This is a genomic window from uncultured Maribacter sp., from assembly GCF_947496775.1.
Lineage (GTDB): Bacteria > Bacteroidota > Bacteroidia > Flavobacteriales > Flavobacteriaceae > Maribacter_B.
Genome location: NZ_CANMDU010000006.1, coordinates 189,637 through 209,450, shown reverse-complemented (window position 1 = coordinate 209,450; position 19,814 = coordinate 189,637). Strand labels below are relative to the sequence as shown.

The 19,814-nt window shown below is 33.9% G+C and carries 13 protein-coding genes; 10 read left to right on the top strand and 3 right to left on the bottom strand.

Annotation, left to right across the window (positions count from 1 at the left end):
- Positions 1-3: 3 nt before the first annotated feature.
- Positions 4-1,383 (bottom strand): MFS transporter, encoded by a 1,380-nt coding sequence (locus tag Q0856_RS11615; RefSeq protein ID WP_298505170.1) that lies wholly within the window; start codon positions 1,381-1,383, stop codon positions 4-6.
- A gap of 192 nt (positions 1,384-1,575) precedes the next feature.
- Between Q0856_RS11615 and Q0856_RS11610 the strand changes: the two genes are divergently transcribed.
- The 10 genes from Q0856_RS11610 to Q0856_RS11565 all read left to right on the top strand — a co-directional run bounded on the left by Q0856_RS11610 (position 1,576) and on the right by Q0856_RS11565 (position 17,793).
- Positions 1,576-2,211 carry a GntR family transcriptional regulator gene (locus tag Q0856_RS11610; protein WP_298475718.1) on the top strand — a complete coding sequence of 212 codons (636 nt, stop codon included), beginning with the start codon at positions 1,576-1,578 and terminating at the stop codon, positions 2,209-2,211.
- Complete coding sequence (locus tag Q0856_RS11605) at positions 2,204-3,472, top strand: MFS transporter (RefSeq protein WP_298475715.1); 1,269 nt, start codon at positions 2,204-2,206, stop codon at positions 3,470-3,472. The genes Q0856_RS11610 and Q0856_RS11605 overlap by 8 nt, the downstream gene beginning before the upstream one ends.
- Before the next feature lie 15 nt (positions 3,473-3,487).
- The gene (locus tag Q0856_RS11600; RefSeq protein WP_298505166.1) at positions 3,488-4,048 is read left to right on the top strand and encodes a D-lyxose/D-mannose family sugar isomerase; all 561 of its coding nucleotides are present in this window, start codon (positions 3,488-3,490) and stop codon (positions 4,046-4,048) included.
- 23 nt (positions 4,049-4,071) lie between these two features.
- Positions 4,072-5,031: a TIM barrel protein gene (locus Q0856_RS11595; RefSeq protein WP_298475709.1), complete on the top strand. Its 960-nt coding sequence runs from the start codon at positions 4,072-4,074 to the stop codon at positions 5,029-5,031.
- A gap of 4 nt (positions 5,032-5,035) precedes the next feature.
- Entirely contained in the window at positions 5,036-5,464 is a 429-nt protein-coding gene (locus Q0856_RS11590) for a heme-binding protein (protein WP_298475707.1), read from the top strand.
- Entirely contained in the window at positions 5,455-6,600 is a 1,146-nt protein-coding gene (locus tag Q0856_RS11585) for a glycoside hydrolase family 5 protein (RefSeq protein WP_298505165.1), read from the top strand. Before Q0856_RS11590 ends, Q0856_RS11585 begins: the two co-directional genes overlap by 10 nt.
- 32 nt (positions 6,601-6,632) lie before the next feature.
- Positions 6,633-9,407 (top strand): DUF5060 domain-containing protein, encoded by a 2,775-nt coding sequence (locus Q0856_RS11580; protein ID WP_298505162.1) that lies wholly within the window; start codon positions 6,633-6,635, stop codon positions 9,405-9,407.
- Positions 9,408-9,544: 137 nt separating this feature from the next.
- Complete coding sequence (locus tag Q0856_RS11575; RefSeq protein ID WP_298505159.1) at positions 9,545-12,793, top strand: TonB-dependent receptor; 3,249 nt, start codon at positions 9,545-9,547, stop codon at positions 12,791-12,793.
- Positions 12,794-12,803: 10 nt separating this feature from the next.
- On the top strand, positions 12,804-14,429 hold the full coding sequence (locus Q0856_RS11570) for a RagB/SusD family nutrient uptake outer membrane protein (RefSeq protein WP_298505156.1): 1,626 nt from the start codon (positions 12,804-12,806) through the stop codon (positions 14,427-14,429).
- 85 nt (positions 14,430-14,514) lie between these two features.
- Entirely contained in the window at positions 14,515-17,793 is a 3,279-nt protein-coding gene (locus Q0856_RS11565; protein WP_298505153.1) for a VCBS repeat-containing protein, read from the top strand.
- A 212-nt stretch (positions 17,794-18,005) separates the two neighbouring features.
- On the opposite strand, the gene Q0856_RS11560 is transcribed toward Q0856_RS11565, so the two are convergent.
- Together Q0856_RS11560 and Q0856_RS11555 are read right to left on the bottom strand one after the other, a co-directional pair.
- Positions 18,006-19,136 (bottom strand): TlpA disulfide reductase family protein, encoded by a 1,131-nt coding sequence (locus tag Q0856_RS11560; RefSeq protein WP_298505151.1) that lies wholly within the window; start codon positions 19,134-19,136, stop codon positions 18,006-18,008.
- Between the two features lie 106 nt (positions 19,137-19,242).
- The gene (locus tag Q0856_RS11555) at positions 19,243-19,737 is read right to left on the bottom strand and encodes a hypothetical protein (RefSeq protein ID WP_298505148.1); all 495 of its coding nucleotides are present in this window, start codon (positions 19,735-19,737) and stop codon (positions 19,243-19,245) included.
- Positions 19,738-19,814: the final 77 nt, after the last annotated feature.

Below are 19,814 nucleotides of genomic sequence, written 5' to 3'. Positions count from 1 at the left end.
AGACTATTGTTGTATTGCTTTTTTTTCTTTTAATTCGGTTTGTATTTTTTCTAGGGTATTGTTATCTAAAGTATAGTAACGCATTATAAAAGCAGCGAGTAGTGCAACTGCTCCTGGGGCAATACTAATAGTTATTAATATGCCAGTTTGCGTAGCATCTGTCTGGGCTTCATTTGCTACATATCCCATTGTGGCTAAAACGGCTCCAATACCAAATGAAGCTAACGCGCCACCCAATTTTTGTGAAAATATTGCCGCTGAAAATGTCATTGCCGTAGCTCTTCTTCCAGTTTTCCATTCCGTATAATCAGCAGTATCTGCGTACATAGAGAATACTAATGGAGATTTAGGCCCTAAAGTTAGGCCGATTAAAATATGAATTAAAAACATTAACCAAATAGAATCTTTAGGAACAAAAAAGAAAAGAATAGATAAAACACCTGTGGTGCTCATGAGCAAAATCATGAGATATTTTTTGTCAATAAATTTTGTTAATATCGGAGTAATAGAAGCTCCTGCTGCTAAGGCAAGCCCATAAGCAGTTAAGAAATACTTTATTAAATCTGGTTTACCTACATAGTATTTTATATAATAAATAGAAGCTCCTGCTCTCATAGTAATTGTAATCATAATTATAAGTGCCAAAGCAAAAAGTACCATCCAAGGGCGATTTTTTAATAAATCCTTTAAATCGTTTATTGCTTTAGTTTTTTGTTGAACAGGAGGAGTAATACGTTCTTTTGTAGTCGCGAATACTATACCAAAAAGTACTGCAGCTAAAATTCCATATAGCCCCATAGTATACTGCCATCCTAAAGTTTCATCTCCATTTCCAAGAATTTCAACTAAATCTAGGGTGAAAAAATTTACTAAAGTGGTGCCCGTAAATGCTGCAATAAATCGAAAACTAATTAATTCTGTTCTATCCTGACTTCTGGCTGTTATTACTCCAGATAAAGCGGAGTACGGCACACTTATAATAGTGTAAATTAACATCATTAAGGTGTAGGTTCCATATGCCCATATTAGTTTACCTCCATCTCCCAAATCTGGGGTAGTATAAGTGAGTACGGCTGCTCCGGCCATAGGCAGGCCTCCCCATAATAAGTAGGGTCTAAATTTACCGTAACGTGTTTTAGTACGATCGGCTATAGCACCCATTATTGGGTCAGTAAAAGCATCTACAATTCGTGTAACTAACATCATTGTTCCTGCTGCTGCTGCGGAGATACCAAAAACATCGGTATAAAAAATTAATAAAAAAGCAGAAATGTTTGCCCAATAAAAATTAAAACCCAAATCACCTAGACCGTAACCTAGTTTTTCTTTTAGTTTAATAGGAGTAAAATAATCTCTCTCATCATTATTTTTAATACCATTCATTTTGCTTGAATTTTTGATTATTTGGCAAATGTAGCAAAATAAATCAAATTACGTAATTGTTAATATTTAATTCAAATTTAAATATAATCATCATAAATTTAGCAGTAATATTAAAAATAACACATATTAATATTTGTATTTTAAATAAATTTGGTTACTTTCGTATACGGTATTCAAAAAATATATTTGTACATGTATAAGATTTCTAACAATGAATTAAGTGACCAAGCTTATGTAAAAGTGAGGTCTATGATAATGTCAAAGGAGCTAAAACCAGGGCAAAAAATTGTTCAGGATAAACTAGCAGATGAACTTGGAATTAGTAGAACTCCCTTGCGTTCTGCACTTCAGATGTTAGAAGGAGAAGGTCTTGTTGAATCCATACCTAGAAAAGGGGTAATTGTTAAGGAATTTAATGATAAAGAAGTGATTGAAATTTATGATTGTAGAATGGCACTTGAAGGAACGGCAATTAGATTATTTGCAGAAAGAGCTTCTTCAGAAGAAATCACAACATTAAAGGAGTTTTTTAATCCATTTTTAGAAGGAGAAATTGATGAACATCATTACCAACAAGCAGATGCGGAGTTTCATGATTACATTATTCGCAATTGTGGAAATTCTTTTCTTCAAAAAATATTTAACCAAGGTAATTTATTAGTATGTATAGATATTATTGGCTTATTGCGCCCTGCGGATGAGACGCTAATAGAACATGTAGAAATTATTGATGCCATTGAGAAAAAAGATATTGATTTGGCAGAGACTCTATTGAAATCTCATTTGGATATATCTAAACAATTGATACTAAAAAATATAAATGAGTAAGACTGTATCTTTTTTTCCGGTAAGATATCGCATGGTATTTGGAACATTTATTTTGTCTATGATAGTATTGTTCGATAGAATTCTAATTTCTGTAGCTAAAGATCCTGTGGCACAAGATTTATCGCTTACGGATAAGGAGATGGGCTGGGTATTATCCATATTTGCTCTTGGGTACGCTTTGTTTCAAACTCCTTCAGGTTATTTAGCAGATAAACATGGTGTTAGAAAAGTTCTTACTGGAGTAGTTGCTATTTGGTCCATTTTCACAGCTTTAACGGGTGCAGTATACAATTTTGTTGCTCTTGTAACTGTAAGGTTTTTATTCGGAGTAGGAGAAGCAGGAGCTTTCCCGAGCATGGCACGAGCAGTTTTTAATTGGATTCCTGTTAAAGAGAGGGGACTGGTTCATGGAATTAATTTTTCAGGAGGAAGGATTGGTGCTGCTATTGCCTTGCCAATTGTTGCATGGTTGATAGATTTGACAAGTTGGAGAATGAGTTTTGTTATTCTTGGAGGAATAGGTGTATTGTGGGCCATTATCTGGTATTGGTGGTTTAGAGATGCCCCAGAAGAGCATGGCTCTTTTTCAGAGAAGGAGTTACAATTAATAAAGGACAATACTTTAGAAAATAATATAAACAAAAAGCCAATTTCTTTTAAAAAAATGTTTGGGTCCCGTACTATGTGGTTAATTATGGGGCAATATTTTAGTAGCAATTTTACATTCTTCTTTTGTCTTACGTGGTTATTTCCTCATTTAAGAGCAAAATACAATTTAGATATAGTAGAGGCAGGATTTTATTCTTCTGCACCATTCATATTTGGAGCTTTAGGTAATTGGTTTTCGGGGTGGTTAGTTGATTATATATATAGGGGCAATAAATTAAGTTTATCAAGAAAAGTGCCGGCTATTATTGGTTTTTTTCTTGCAGCAGTAGGAGTAGTTGCTAGTATATATATGGAAAATGTGACAGGGGCCATCATTTTTATATCCTTAGCAGTATTTGGAGCAGATATGACCCTAAGTCCTTCATGGTCTACCTGCTTAGATATTGGCAAAGAATATTCCGGAGTAGTTAGTGGAACTATGAATATGGCAGGTAATTTAGGTTCATTTTTTACAGCATTAGCCTTTCCGTATATGGTGGCCTACACAGGTTCTAATACTCCATTTTTCTTTTTAGCGGCCTTGTTAAATTTAATGGCAATTCCGATGTGGCTAGCTATAAAACCGAACAAACCTTTACAATTAACGAAATAAATTAAGATTTATATAATGATACAACTGGAAGAATTTAAGGAAGTATGCCAAAAATCCATCGAAATGATTGAAGCATCAGGCTTATTACTTACTGCCGAAGACAAAGAAAAAATGACTGCCGCAGATTTTGGTTTAAGTCAAATAAAAAAAGAAGGCGTACAAATATTAACAATGTTTCAAACGAATAGGATTGCTGGAAAAATATTAGTGTTACTTCCTTATCAAACGGAGCCCGAACACTGGCACCCAACAGTGGGCGATGATCCAGGAAAAGAAGAGGTTATTAGAGCTATAAGCGGAGATTTATATTTCTATATACCTGGAGAGAGTACCATAGAGAAGGGTTTTATCGTCGAAGGAAAAGAGGATTGCTATACTATGAGAAATGAAGTCCATTTAAAGCCTGGTGACCAATTAGTACTACCAGCAGGTACAAAACATTGGTTTCAGGCAGGTGAAAAAGGTGCAGTAATGTACTCATTTTCCACTACTGTTACTGATTTAAATGATCAATTTACAGACCCAAATATAATAAGAGAAACTGTTATAGAAGGAGAGCCTTCTAAAGCATATTAAAGAATAAAACAATTTAGAAAAGAATGAAACAAAGCATAATTACAGCTTTTTTAAGCAAAACACAAGACAGATTTTCGGAATACCAAAAGCCAACAGCACTTAAGGAACGCTTAAAAACCGTTAAGAAAATAAAGGGAGTTACTGGAATCGAAATTGTATACCCATACGAGACTGAAGAAGCAGCTAGTACAAAAGCTCTGGTTAATGAAATGGGATTAGAATTCGCTGCTGTAAATGCAAACATTAAAAAAGAAACTAAATGGGTTCCGGGCGCATTATCAAGACCAGATGTAGATTTAAGAAACGATGCTGTTCAGCTGATTAAAGACGCTAAGGACTATGCTATAACAGTTGGTGCCCCATTAGTTACTTGTTGCCCATTATCCGATGGGTACGATAACTTATTCCAGGTAGATTATCAAAAAGGATGGAAACATATGATTGATGCCTTTGCGGAAGCAGCAGATTACAAACCAGAAATGCCATTGTTTGTAGAATATAAAATAAATGAAACAAGGGTTAATTGCTTTTTAGATAGTTGTGCAAAAACCATCGTATTCTTGAAAGAAGTACAAAACACAGGAACTGGTATTACCATAGATTTTGGTCATTCTCTTTTAGCTAAAGAAAACCCAGCAGAGGTATTAGCAATGTGCGAACAGTCTAATGTAGATTATTATTTACATACAAATGATAACGATTGGCAGTTCGACTGGGATTTAATAGGTGGTTCAAGGAATTTTTTGCATACAGTTGAATTTTTCTTTTATGCTAAAGAATTTGGATACAATAAATACTTTACAGCAGATGCATCACCAAGAATTTTTGACATGGTAGGCTTTTTTACAGAGCATGCAGAAATGAATATGGCTATCTGGAATATTGTAGAAAACTTAGACAGGGATAAGTATAGAAGATTAATGCAAGAGGAAAAGCATATGGATTTAATGAAATTAGTAAGAAAAGAAATTTATAGACTATAAAAATATGCCAAAAACTACCTATAAAATGACTCATAGAGACGCTAAGGCGCTAATGGACGCGGCAACAAAATCGGCAAGACATCATAAGGTTCCGGGAGCTATCGCAATAGTAGATGGTAATGGTAATCCTATTTTGTTAGAAAGTTTGGATAATACTATGAGCAGTGCTGCAAAAATTGCGATAGGTAAAGCCGCTACCGCAACAGCCTTTAAAAGGCCTACGATAGATTTGGAGAAAGTAATTTTAAAGGGTAGAACTCCAATGTTGGTTCTAGATAGTGCAACTTCGGAGGCATATATACCTCTAAAAGGGGCATACCCTATATTATACAAGAAAGAAATCATAGGCGGAATTGCCGTGGCTGGTACTATGGACGCAGATATGGATGAAGTGGTTGTTCTTGAAGCACTTAAAAGCGAAAAATGGGAGTGAAAAAAAATTCTACAAAGCAGATAGGTTTTTATGGAGTAATTAGAAAGAACATTCTTTTTGCCTTAATTATAGGTGTAGTTTCTTTTAATACCGTATCTGCTCAAATAAACGCAGATTCATTTGTTGTTAAAAAAGGAACCAATGTTGCTTATTGGCTTTCTCAAAGCGATAGAAGAGGAATAGAAAGAGAACATTTTTTTATAAAAGCAGATGTAGAAAAAATAGCAGATATGGGTTTTGACCATATAAGGTTACCTATTGATGAAGAGCAAATGTGGGATAAAAATGGAAACCGTCATAAAAAAGCATTTCAATTATTAGAAAATTGTATTAAGTGGTGTGAAGCCAATGATTTACGAATAATTATTGATTTGCATATTTTACGTTCTCATCATTTTAATGCAAAGAAAAAACCATTGTGGACAGATAAAACAGAACAAGATAAATTTTTAAATCTATGGAGAGATCTTTCCATGACATTAAAAAAGTACCCTGATCATCTAGTCGCTTATGAATTAATGAATGAGGCTGTTGCCGATAATCATGAATCGTGGAATGAATTACTTAAAAAAGCTTTTACTGTAATTAGAGAATTAGAACCAAAACGAACTATTGTAATTGGCTCTAACCGTTGGCAGTCTACAGATACTTTCGATGCGTTAAAAGTGCCATTAAATGATAAGAATATTCTTTTAAGTTTTCATTTTTATGAACCATTTTTATTTAGTCATTATAGCGCTAAATGGACTTTTTTAAAAGATTATAAAGGACCAGTGCATTACCCAGGGGTAATTTTATCAGAAGAAGAATACTCTGTTTTGCCAGATGTTATTAAACCCGAAATAAAAAAATGGGTGAATCTAAAATTCAATAAAGAAGTACTCCTAGAAAAATGGAAAAAACCTATTCTAAAGGCAAAAGAATTAGGGCTGCCTTTGTACTGCGGTGAATTTGGAATAATACAAAACGCTCCGTACTTAGATAAACTAAAATGGTATACAGACATGGTTGCTCTTTTCAATGAGACAGGAATAGGATACGCAAATTGGAACTATAAGAGTGATAATTTTGGATTGATAGATTATAATAATAAAGCAGATAAAAAATTGATAACTATTGTTTCTAATAACAAATGATCAAAGAAAAAAAATATTTTAATTTATATATAATGCTTTCCAGTTTTCTAATACTCCTGGTTTTTAGTAACTGCAGTACAGTAAAAGAGAGCAACTGGCAATGGGAAACTATTTCTGTAAAAGGTGAGCCAACGGCTCGTCATGAAGCAGGTTTAGTGGCTTATAAAGATAAAATTTTATTAATGGGTGGTAGAAGAATAAATCCTGTAGATGTTTTTGATACTAAGACAAATACATGGGAAGCTAAATCTCCTACTCCTTTAGAATTGCACCATTTTCAGCCTGTAGTAGTTGGTGATGCTATATATTTAATTGGCGCAATGACAGGAAAATGGCCTAATGAAACTCCTTTAGATAGAGTTATCATTTATTATCCCGAAAAGGATACATTTGAGTATAGTCATATTATACCAGAACATAGAAGACGTGGAGGAGCTGGCACTGTATATTATAATAACAAAATTTATTTAGTCGGTGGTATTACAAATGGCCATAATGATGGCTATAAGGCATGGCTAGACGAATACGACCCTAAAACGGGAGAGTGGAAAGTATTGCCAGATGCGCCAGATGCAAGAGATCATTTTCAGGCAGTAATATCTAACGATAAATTATACGTTTTTGCAGGTCGAAGAACCTCTAAAAGAACGAACCAAGATATGGCATTGACTGCGGAATATGGCAATGTTTATAATTTTGAAAATCAGAAATGGGAAAGAGTAACAAAAAATTTGAAAATACCGACTCAACGTGCAGGAAACGCCGCTTTTAGCTGGAATAATGAAATAGTTATAGGTGGAGGAGAAAGTATGGCTCAAAATAGCGCCCATAAAGAGGTAGAAGCATATAACATTGAAACTAAAACATGGCGCAATTGGCCTTTCTTAGAAAAAGGACGTCATGGTTCTGGGTTTGTAATTGTTGGTGATTATGTTTACACTGCTTCTGGCTGTGCAAATCGAGGAGGGGAGCCAGAACTTAAAACAATAGAGAGACTTAAATTACCTTCTAAAAATTCTAACCTTAGTATACAAAATATAGATAGTACTACGGTGTATAAAAAATGGCATACTGTAGAATTATCCTTTGTTGGTCCGGAAACTTCAGAATCAGCAAAAGATAATCCGTTTTTAAATTATCGTTTAACCGTTGAGTTTAAAAATGAGAATAAAAAATATATTATAAGAGGTTTTTATGCTGCAGACGGAAATTCATCGGAAACAAGCGCAAAGAGTGGAAACATTTGGAAAGTTAGGTTTTCTCCAGATAAAATTGGAAAGTGGACATATAATGCAACACTTCATCGTGATAATAATATTGCTCTAGATGATGACATTAATAAAGGAACCCTTATACCTATAGAGAATTCACAAGGAAAATTTATTGTATCACAATCAGACAAAGACGGGATAGATTTTAGAGCGCATGGACAACTTAAAGCGCATAATGGGTATTATAAATTTAAAGACTCTAATGCATATTGGCTTAAAGGAGGAACTAATAGTCCTGAAAACTTATTAGGATATGCAGATTTTGATGATACTTATAGGATGGAATCCTCTGTAAGAGAAGGTGAAGCAAGTACAGATAATGAAATTCACACCTATAAAGCTCATTTAAAAGATTGGAATATTGGCGACCCTACCTGGAAGAATGGAAAAGGAAAATCGTTAATTGGAGCCCTAAACTATCTCGCAAGTAAAGGGGTAAATTCATCCTATTTTTTAACCTTAAATATTCTGGGTGATGGTAAAGATGTATGGCCTTACCATAGCCCTGATGACTTTACACGTTTTGATGTAAGTAAGCTAGAGCAATGGGAAATTGTTTTTAAACATATGCAAAAGAAAGGTATTATGTTGCATTTGGTGCTCCAAGAAACAGAAAATGAAACTATGCTAGATAATGGCGATACAGGAACAATGCGTCAACTATATTTTAGAGAGTTAATAGCTCGTTTTGGACATCATTTAGCATTAACATGGAATTTAGGAGAAGAAAATGGACCTGCTTCTTGGTCTCCTATTGGTCAGAACGATAAGCAAAGAAAAGCAATGGCTAAATTTATCAAAAATACAGACCCTTATAAGCACCCTATTCTTTTGCACACTCATTCCCATGATCCTTTACGAAGTAAAATCTTAGATTCAATATTGGGTTACAAATATTTGGATGGCTTATCATTACAACAAGAAGAAAGAAAGCTAGTAGGTAGTGTTATAGATACATGGAAGAGTACATCTAAAGAAAAAAACCATAATTGGTTAATTACTATGGATGAAATTGGAAAATGGCACACAGGTGCTCTACCAGATGCGGAAGACCCAAACCATGATACCTTAAGACAATATGTTCTTTGGGGGACTTTGTTATCTGGAGGAGCGGGAGTGGAGTGGTATTTTGGAGCTAAACATCCTCATAATGATTTAAACTCTGAAGACTGGAGAGAAAGGAATAATCTATGGGAAATAACGAATAACGCAATTAATTTTTTCCAAAAAGAAGTGCCTTATTGGCAAATGGAGCCAGAACATACTTTAGTAAATACTTCTAATGCTTATTGTCTACGCAAGAAAGGAGAGGTTTATGTTCTATATCTGCCTGAATTAAAAGAAAATACTATTGATTTAACGAATGAAGAGGGAGAATTTAGCATTCAGTGGTATAACCCTTTAAAGGGTGGGGAGTTGCAATTAGGGAGTATAAAAACTCTAAAAGGAGGAAAAATAAAAAAAATAGGAGTTCCTCTAATAAAACATTCCAAATCGGATATTACAGATTGGGTATGTCTAATAAAAAAGAAATAACAATTTTAATATAAAGCCAATGAGATAAAAAAGAAAAGAAGCATATTTTTTAAAAAAATCGAGAAGCGCTGAGACACTTCTCGATGCAAAAAAATAATTAACTAGAATAAAAACTAACTAATAATCATTTTAAAGATATGAAAAACAATAAAAGGTTTGGGCGACCGAGGCTCAATTTCTTCATTTTTAGTAAAACAAAAAAATTAATAGCATTTCTTCTGTTGATTTTGTTTGTTTCCAATGCAAGTGCATTTTCCGATAGTAATATTGTAATTTCGGGAACCGTTACAGACTTTAACGGACAGCCAATTCCAGGTGTTTCTGTAGTTGAAAAAGGAACTGCAAATGGTGTTGCATCGGATTTTGATGGAAATTACTCCATAACAGTTGCAAACGCAGATGCTGTTTTAGTATTTAGTTCTATAGGTTTTACAAAAAAAGAACTAGTTGTAGGTCAAAACACAACTCTTAATGTAAAATTGGAAGAAGATAGAGAGGCATTGGATGAAGTTATTGTAGTCGCTTATGGAACTACAAGTAAAAAAGATTTAACAGGAGCTGTAGCAGTAATTGGGGCCGAAGAATTAACCACTTTTCCGGCTACAACCGTTGATCAAGCTTTACAAGGGAAAACAGCAGGGGTTCAAATTACTTCTAATTCTGGAGCTCCAGGCTCTTCTGTTTCTGTAAATATTCGTGGTGTAGGTTCTTTTGGTAGTACAACCCCATTATACATTGTAGATGGTTTTCCAACACGCGATATTTCGTTTATTAACCCAAATTCAATACAATCTTTATCGGTATTAAAAGATGCTTCTGCGACCGCCCTTTACGGTGTGCGTGCAAGTAATGGGGTAGTAATTATACAGACAAAACAAGGTACTGGAGGAAAAGTGCAAGTAGAGTTAAATACATTTGTTGGTTTTCGTTCTGAACCTAAAAGAGTAGATGTACTTGATGTCAATCAATTTGCAAGTTTAGCTACAGAACTTAGTAGCAGTACTGATGCTAGTGTTGCCGGCGCTGCTATCCCTTATGATGGTTGGAGTAATCCAAGTTCTTTAAGAAATATTGATTGGCAAGACGAAATATTTAGTTCTGCTATAACTAAAAGTTCAACTTTAAATGTAAGAGGTGGTGGTGAAAAGTCAAGATTAGCGTTTACTGCAGGTATATTTGATGAAGAAGGTACACTTATGGGATCCAAATATAAAAGATATGATTTTGGATTCAATGCCGGTTTTGATATTACTGATAAATTAAGATTAAAGAGTAATATTAAATATATTACATCTCAAAGTTTTCAGCCTTTAGGTACGGGACGTGGAGCATTGTTAAATTTATATGGGACAGTTCCGCATTTAGCACCAACAGGAGAAGCGAATTTAAGAGGGGGTACAAACCTAACAAATTTACCAGTGGATGGTAGTGGTAATTTTGGAGCATTTCCAGATGTAACAGGCGAGGCTTTTCGCGATGGTAGAAACTGGGTAGCAAGGGCTTCAGAAAACGACCCAGATAATGTAACTAATACAATATTAGCTAACATTGATGCAGAATGGGATATTTATGGAGGACTATCTACACAATTAAAAGTAGGTGGTAGAGTAGATAATTTTGCAAGCGAACTTTTTCAGCCTACTTATTATCGTAGTAATGGTAATATAGACTTAAGAGATAATGCAATATATAATACAAAGCAAACTACAAGTAATGAGTGGTTGGCTGAATATTTATTAAAGTATAAGAAAACTTTTAATGAAAGACATACTTTAAATGTTTTGGGAGGGGTTTCAGCGCAAAGACAATATAGAAAGTATAGTGAAGCAACAGGAGTTAATTTTTTAAGTAATGATATAAGAAGTATTGCAGCTGCTAGTGATATACAAAATCTAGAAGGTTTTTCTGATAGAAGAACATTAGCAAGTACCTTTGCGAGATTAAACTATAGTTTTGATAGTAAGTATTATGTAACAGGAACTATTAGACGAGATGGTGTAGGTAATGTATTTAGTCCGCAAAATGTTTGGGGTGTTTTTCCTTCTTTTGCATTAGGTTGGAATATAGATGAAGAAGCCTTTATGAGTGATAGTGCTTTTAATATTTTAAAATTTAGAGCAAGTTGGGGAGAGACAGGAAATTTCGATGGTATTAACCCATTTCAATATTTATCATTCTTTACAGGTCAAGGTGGCAGAAATGATACCAATTATAGTTTTGATGGCACAACAGATAGTCAATTGGGTTTAGCTACTCTTGTATTAGCAAACAAAGATTTGGGTTGGGAAACGCAAACCCAAACAAACATTGGCTTGGAGGGAGAATTATTAAATAGTAAGCTATATTTTACAGCAGATTATTTTATAAGAGAGTCTAGTAATTTCTTGTTTAATCAAACCGTACCAGCGCAAACAGGTTTTACTACACAACCTCAAAATGGTGGTACCGTAGTAAATAAAGGTTTTGAATTTTTATTAGGATTCAGAAAAAATGATGGCGATTTCACCTATGATATTAATGCCAATGTTACTTTAATAGATAATGAAATAACAGAAATAGACAACCTATCCAGAGAAGTCGTTTTTAGTAATGAATTTTTAAATAGTTTTGATGAATCTGGTTTTTGGTATGATATTACTCGTTCAAGAGAAGGTGGTCAAGTAGGGTCTTTCTATGGTTTTGTGGCAGACGGAATTTTTCAAAACCAAGCAGAAATTGATGCGGCTCCAACGCAAAATGTAAATACAGCTCCAGGGGATCGTAAGTTTAAAGATATTTCAGGACCAGAAGGGGTGCCAGACGGAGTGGTAAATGGTGATGATAGAACAACCATTGGTAGTCCAGTGCCAGATTTTTTTGGTAGTCTAAATTTAACCTTTAATTATAAGAATTTTGATTTAGGACTTAATTTTTATGGTTCGTATGGTAGTGAAATATTAAATCTTGTGAAGCGTGAACTTGAAAGCCCTTCTGGTTATGGTAATTCTGCATCTTTTTCCAATGTGAGTCAAGAATATTTTAGAAATAGATGGAATGGAGAGGGTAGTACGAATGTATACGCAAGAGCTATAATTGATGACGGTGATGTTCAAAATAACAGAGCTTCTAGCTATTTTGTAGAAGATGGATCCTATTTTAGATTAAGAAATTTAAACTTAGGATATAGTTTACCAAACCAACTGGTTGATAAGTTAGGACTTTCCAATATTAGAATATATATGAGTGCTCAAAACTTATTCACTATTACAAATTATTCTGGTTCAGATCCTGAAATTGGTCAAAATTCAGATATTAATGGTAATAGTAGTGTAACTACTAGAGGAGTAGATGCTGGTGCGTACCCAGTATCTAAAACATTTACTTTAGGGTTTAACTTAAAATTTTAAAAAGATGGTTATGAACATACAAATGAATAGATTTAAAAGAGCTGGGGTAATTAGTGCTCTTCTATTAGGTACTATAATATCTTGTTCCGAAGATTTTTTAATAGATACCAATAACAAAGATTTAACAGCTGAAGTTGTTTTTGTTTCAGACGTTGCTGTAATAGCGGCTGTAACTGGAGTATATGATGGTTTTCAGAATGATTCTCAAGGGGATCCAGGGTTACCTGGAGAATACAATGTAAAAGGTATTCATAGGTGGGCAAATAGTACGGCCTTAGATTTTTTAAATAATGAGAATCCAGAGACTAGTTCTTATTTAAATTTTAATCCAGATCCATCTACAGCAGATGTTTCCACCAAGATTTGGCCAAATAATTATCGCCAGATTGGTAGAGCAAATATTGTTTTGGAAAAACTTAGGAAGGCCGTTGAAAATGAGGATATTAGTTTGGATTTAGGGAATCGTTTAATAGGGGAAGTCCTAGTACTTAGATGTATTTCTTATCAATATTTAGCCGAAGTGTATGGAGATGTTCCATTAATGTTAACTACAGATGATGATCATTTTAAAGCTAGGGACCCACAAGATTTAATTTTTCAACAAATTATTACGGATGCTACAGAAGCAATAGATAAGTTACCGTGGGAGTATGCTATAGAAAAAGGAAGGGTAGACAAATCTACGGCATATACAGTTCTTGGTAATGCACATATGTGGTTAGGCGAATATGGAGAGGCGGTAGCAGCATATGAAGCATTAGAGGGGAGCCCTGTTTTAGACTTGGAAGAAAACTTTTTGGATATACACGCACTTGATAACCCGAATGGAAAAGAATCTATATTTGAGCTTCAATGGGCAGCTAATGCCGATTTATCTTGGTCTAGAAATGATGAAGTAAATATTTTGCAGTTGTTTGCAATGCCAACGGATATTACCGGTGGAGGAGGGTTCACTGGTATTCCTTCTAAAGAATTGTATGACGCTTATGAGCCAGGTGATATGAGAAGAATAGCAACAGTAACAGCTCCAGGAGAAGAGCATCCAGATCCATTAATTGATATTTCTCAGTATGAAATAAAAATACCAACAGGAGAATTAGATGCAGATGGAGAACCTATATATTTAACTGATGACAATGGAGATTTCATATACATTAATACAGTTGGTACTGTAGAAGAACCATGGACTGGAGGTTCTCCAAATACACGCTCAGGATATTGGGGTGTTAAATCATGGAGAGATCCTAGTATTATGGGATGGGGAAGTCCTGTTATTTTTGGAGGGCAAGGCCATATTTGGATGAGATATGGAGGTGTATTACTAAGTTTGGCTGAAGCTGCGTTAAAAGATGGTCAAACAGCAAAAGCGCAAGCTGCCTTTGATAGAGTTAGAAATAGAGCTTGGGGAGGTACAGCGCCTGCAAAAACAGTAGATATGGACGGTATATTAAAAGAATATAGACTTGAATTGGCTGGTGAATTTTCTCTTTGGGGAGTTATTAGAAGGTCCGGTGAGGCTACTAAATTTATTAAGGATAATTATGGTTTAGATATGCCTGTTGAAAAACAAATATATCCTATTCCTAGTTCGCAAATAAGTGCCAATCCTAACTTAGTGCAGAACCCAGGTTATTAAGATAGTAATTTTTGAAATTCTGAGTTAGTTTGTAGAGCTTTGGACATTAATTGTTCGAAGCTCTTTTTTAAATATTTATACACAAATGAAAAAAACATATCTAACCATACTATGTATTGTCATATTATTTTCTTGTCAAAAAGAAAAAATAAAACAATTCAGCAGAAAATCTGCAAATGAAACTGGTATATTATTTTCTAATAATATAACTGAAACAGACAGCTTAAATTATTTTAATTACCCGTATATGTATATGGGAGGAGGGGTTTCGGCAGGTGATATAAATAATGATGGACTTGTAGATCTATTTTTCACTGCTAATATGAAAGCTAATGTTTTATATCTAAATAAAGGAGGTTTTAAATTTGAAGATATAACAAAGAGCGCCAATATTGAAGATGATAATAGATGGTGTACAGGTTCTACAATGGTAGATATTAATAATGATGGTTTTTTAGATATTTATGTAAGTGTATCGGGAAAGAAAGGTAATTGTAACAACTTGTTATACATAAATAACGGTGATAGTACCTTTACGGAAAAAGGCAAAGCTTTTGGAATTGATCATAGCGGACATACTACGCAAGGAGTATTTTTTGATTATGACAATGATGGTGATTTAGATTTGTACCTTGCGAATTACCCACCAACACCTTTTAAAAGCCCAGTTTTATTATACTCTTCTAAAGCAAACAGCCCAAATATTAAGGAATCAGATGTATTATATAAAAATAATGGAAATGGAACGTTTACAGATGTTACTGTTGAATCTGGAATTTTGAATTTTGGATTAAGTTTGAGTGCAACAGTAGCTGATTTAAACAATGATGGTTGGAAAGACATTTATGTTTCTAATGATTTCGATTCTGCAGATTATCTTTACCTTAACAACCAAGATGGTACTTTTACAGAAATTGCCAAAGAAGCTGTAAACCATACTTCTCAGTATGGAATGGGTGTAGATATTGCGGATTATAACAATGATGCCCTTCTAGACATTGCGCAAGTAGACATGACGCCCGAAGATAATAGAAGATCCAAAGAAAATATGGCAAGTATGAACCCCGAAGGGTTTAATAAAATGGTAAATGCTGGTTTACATTATCAATACATGCAAAATAGTCTTCAACTAAATAGGGGCGTAGACTCTAAAGGTAATCCTGTGTTTAGCGAGGTGTCTAAACTTGCTGGAATATCAACTACAGATTGGAGTTGGTCAATTTTATTTGCAGATTTAGATAATGATGGCTGGAAGGATGTTGCAGTATCGAATGGAACCAGAAGAGATATTAATAATAGAGACTATTTTTTAAAGTTAAAGTCTCGAAATCATTTTGGAGGCGTAAAATTGTCTGCAGAAGAGATTAATAAAATTCCTTCTGAGAAAATCTCCAATTACATTTATAAAAATAACAAGGATTATACCTTTACAAATACAACTTTAGATTGGGGTTGGAAAGAAAAAACTTTTTCCAATGGAGCAACATATGTAGATTTAGATAATGATGGTGATTTAGACTATGTTATTAATAATATTGATCAAGAGGCATCCATATACCAGAACAATAACATAGATAATAACAATTACTTAAAAGTTGTCTTAAATGGGGCAAAAGATAACTTAAATGGAATTGGAGCAAAGGTTTTTGTTGCTACAAATAATAACCAACAAATGAGTGAACTTACCTTAACAAGGGGGTTTCAATCTTCGGTAGCTCCAGAACTTCATTTTGGTCTAGGGAAAGAAAAGTTAATTTCAAAGGTTAAAGTGGTATGGCCAAATGGATATATATCAGAAATTAAAGATGTTGCAATAAATCAAACTATTAGTCTAGATTTTTCTGAAGCTAAAGAAAGTGTAGATGAGCCAGTTAAGGAAGATTTTATATTTAAAACAGTGGCAATAGATTCTATTGGAATCGATTTTAAACATATAGAGAACACTTATGATGATTATAAGTTAGAACCGTTATTACCACATAAAACATCTACCCTTGGCCCCGGTCTTGCAACAGCTGATGTAAATGGAGATGGGCTTGATGATATTTATGTAGGCGGTGCTGCAAATCAATCAGGTGCTTTATATATTCAAGATATAGGTGGGGTATTTCACCAGAGTGATACTAAATTATGGGATGTAGATAAATTTCATGAAGATATGAGTGCTCTCTTTTTTGATATGGATTTAGATGGAGATAATGATTTGTATGTTGTTAGCGGTGGTAATGAAAAAAATGGCCTTGAAAACTATTTTCAAGATCGCATTTATATAAATAATGGAAAGGGCAAATTTAAAAAAGGAATAAATATTTTACCTACAATAAACACCTCTGGCTCCAGAGTTAAAGCAGGAGATTATGATGCTGATGGAGATTTAGATTTATTTGTTGGTGGGAGATTAGTGCCAGGTCAGTACCCGTGGCCAACGAAAAGTTATATATTAAAAAATGATAAAGGGATTTTCGAAGATGTAACTGAACAAGTAGCTCCTGATTTTAATTCTATAGGAATGGTTACTGACGCGAGTTGGACGGATTTTGATAATGACGGAACTTTAGATTTAATACTAGTTGGGGAATGGACTCCTATTCTGTTTTATAGCAATATTGACGGTAAGTTTAAAAATAAAACAAAAGAATCTGGACTTAAAAACACAACAGGATGGTGGTCTAGTATTATCCCTAGTGATTTTGATAATGATGGGGATGTAGATTATGTTGTTGGTAATCTTGGTTTAAATTATAAATATAAATCTAGTGTAGATGAACCTTTTGAAGTATACGCTGATGATTTTGACAATAATAATAGAAAAGACATTGTTTTAAGTTACTACAATTTTGGCAAGTTATTTCCAGTCAGAGGTAAATCATGTTCTTCACAGCAAATACCAACATTAAGTCAAAAATTTAAAGACTATGGCTCCTTTTCTGTAGCAGAAGTAACAGAGGTTTATGGCAAAGAAAAATTAGAGAATGCCGAAATACATTACAAGGCAAAAACCTTTGCAAGTAGTTATGTGGAGAATTTAGGAGGAGGAAAATTTAAAATTAAAACTCTTCCTAATGAAGCTCAGTTTTCGACAGTTAACAAAATTTCCGTATATGATTTTAATAAAGATGGGAATACGGACATATTATTGGCAGGGAATTTATATTCCTCTGAGATAGAAACACCCCGAAATGATTCTAGTTATGGTTCTTTTTTAAAAGGGGATGGTAGTGGTAATTTTACTCCTGTGGCAAATAAGGAATGCGGATTGTTTTTAGGAGGAGATGTAAAAGATATGACATTGATAAATATAGGAAAAGAAAAATTTATTGTTTCGGCAAAGAACAATAGTTATCTAAATTTGATAAAATTTTAAGGAAAACAATACGCAATATGATAATTGGCAATGCTATATCAGTTGATTATTCCGGTGATTGGGTTTATAAGCTTTCGCAGGAAATTCTATAATACAATTGCCTGTAATTTGCAAACTATTTTAAACTGGTTTTTATCGTACATAAAGCGAATGTGAAGCACAAAAAAAGCCCATAACATATTATGTTATGGGCTTTTCGTATATATTCCATTTTAATTTAGTAGCTCTGCAACTTTTTGTTCTAAAGCATCTCCTCTTAAGTTTTTAGCTATAATTACTCCATTCTCATCTAGTAAGAATGCAGCAGGGATAGCGTCTACATTATAAAGTTTAGCAATTTCATCATTAAAATATGCTAAGTTAGATACTTGATTCCATTCTAATTTGTCATCTAAAATAGCCTTTTTCCATTGTTCACCATCTTTATCTAAGGAAACACCAATAATGTTTAATCCTTTGTCATGATATTTTTTATAGACAGCAAGAACGTTAGGGTTTTCAGCTCTACAAGGCTTACACCAAGCTGCCCAAAAATCAATTAAAGTAATTTTTCCTAACACATTATTTAAACTTACTTCTTTTCCTTCAGGATTTTTAGCAGAGAAATCAGGAGCTTTTTTTCCGATAGTCGTATTTTCTTCCCGAGAAGCTTTTTCTTCTAAAGCTGTTATTTTTTCTAAAACACTTTTTGCAACTTTGTTGGCTTTAATTTCAGGAGATAAACCTTCATATAAAGCTTTTATTTCTTCTGTAGGGACAACCCGAGAGGCAATAGCTTTATCAATTAAAAGGGCAGAAATTAATCCATTCGGATTTGCTTTTATATAGTCTAATTCAAAACTTTTGTGTTCCTCTTGTAGTTCCTTCATTTCATCACTTAATGCACTAATTACGGCATCATTCTTTTCTATGTTAGCCTTTTGAAGGTCTTTTTGGATAGATTTGGCTCTATTCGACATTGCTATAGATTTCTCCATATAGTCCGAAAAAATATCATTCTGAACAGTTCCTTTTATTTTAGCAAAATTCAAGCTATCTTTTTGTGCAGAAATTTCTATTTCCCCATCCTCTAAAACAACAACAGTATACCCAGGAAGGTTATCTATAAAAATATAATGAAGTTCGGGTGTTGTTGGCTTTCCGGTAAAAGTATACGTGCCATTACTAGTTAAAACAGTGTCTACGGAAACAGGCTTATTGTTTTCCCCAATTTTTTTAAGTATAACTTGTGTGCTATCAGAGACCTCTCCTCTTAGAGTTCCATTTATAACATAGCCTTCTGGTTTTTGATTACAAGCGATTAAGGATATAATTAAAACTAGGGGCAAAAGAATTCTTTTCATAATGTGTGTTTTTTAGATGTGGCAAATGTACTTATATATAAGATATAAAAAAAGCCCTTAACATATAGAGTTAAAGGCTTGTAAGTTGTGTTGTAATGTTAGCGGGTTAAAATTGATATCGAACGCCCAAGGCAATGTCAAAATCAAAATTATCAGAGAAGCCTTTGTAACCAACGATTCCAATTTCGGGTCTAAAATCCAAAGATAAAAGTAGAGGGAAGTCAAAATTATATTCCGCTCCAATATCTCCTGCAGCAAAAATGAATATACCATCATTTTCACTACCATTAGGAATGTTTCCAAAGTCTACACTCCCTAGTCCACCACCGGCACCATAATACCAATGAAAACCTTGGTCAATTGGGAATACCCATTGGTATAACCCTGCTAATTTAACAGCGTCATAGTTTCGGCTATCTCTAAAGCCTAAATCTAATTCCAATCTATTGGTTCTGGAAAGTAACTTTTGGTAAGATATCTCTGCTCCAAAACCATCGCTATCTCCAAGGCGTAAACCTAAGGCATGGTCCGAGATTTCTTGGGCCTCTAAACTAAAGGCGCAAAAGCAAAATATTGCCGTAAATAATTTGAACATTTTCATTGTATTTTGTTTTGTATTAAAAAATGAGCTCCTGTGTAATAGAGCTCATACAATAAAAACTTAAATTTGTCGTCAAA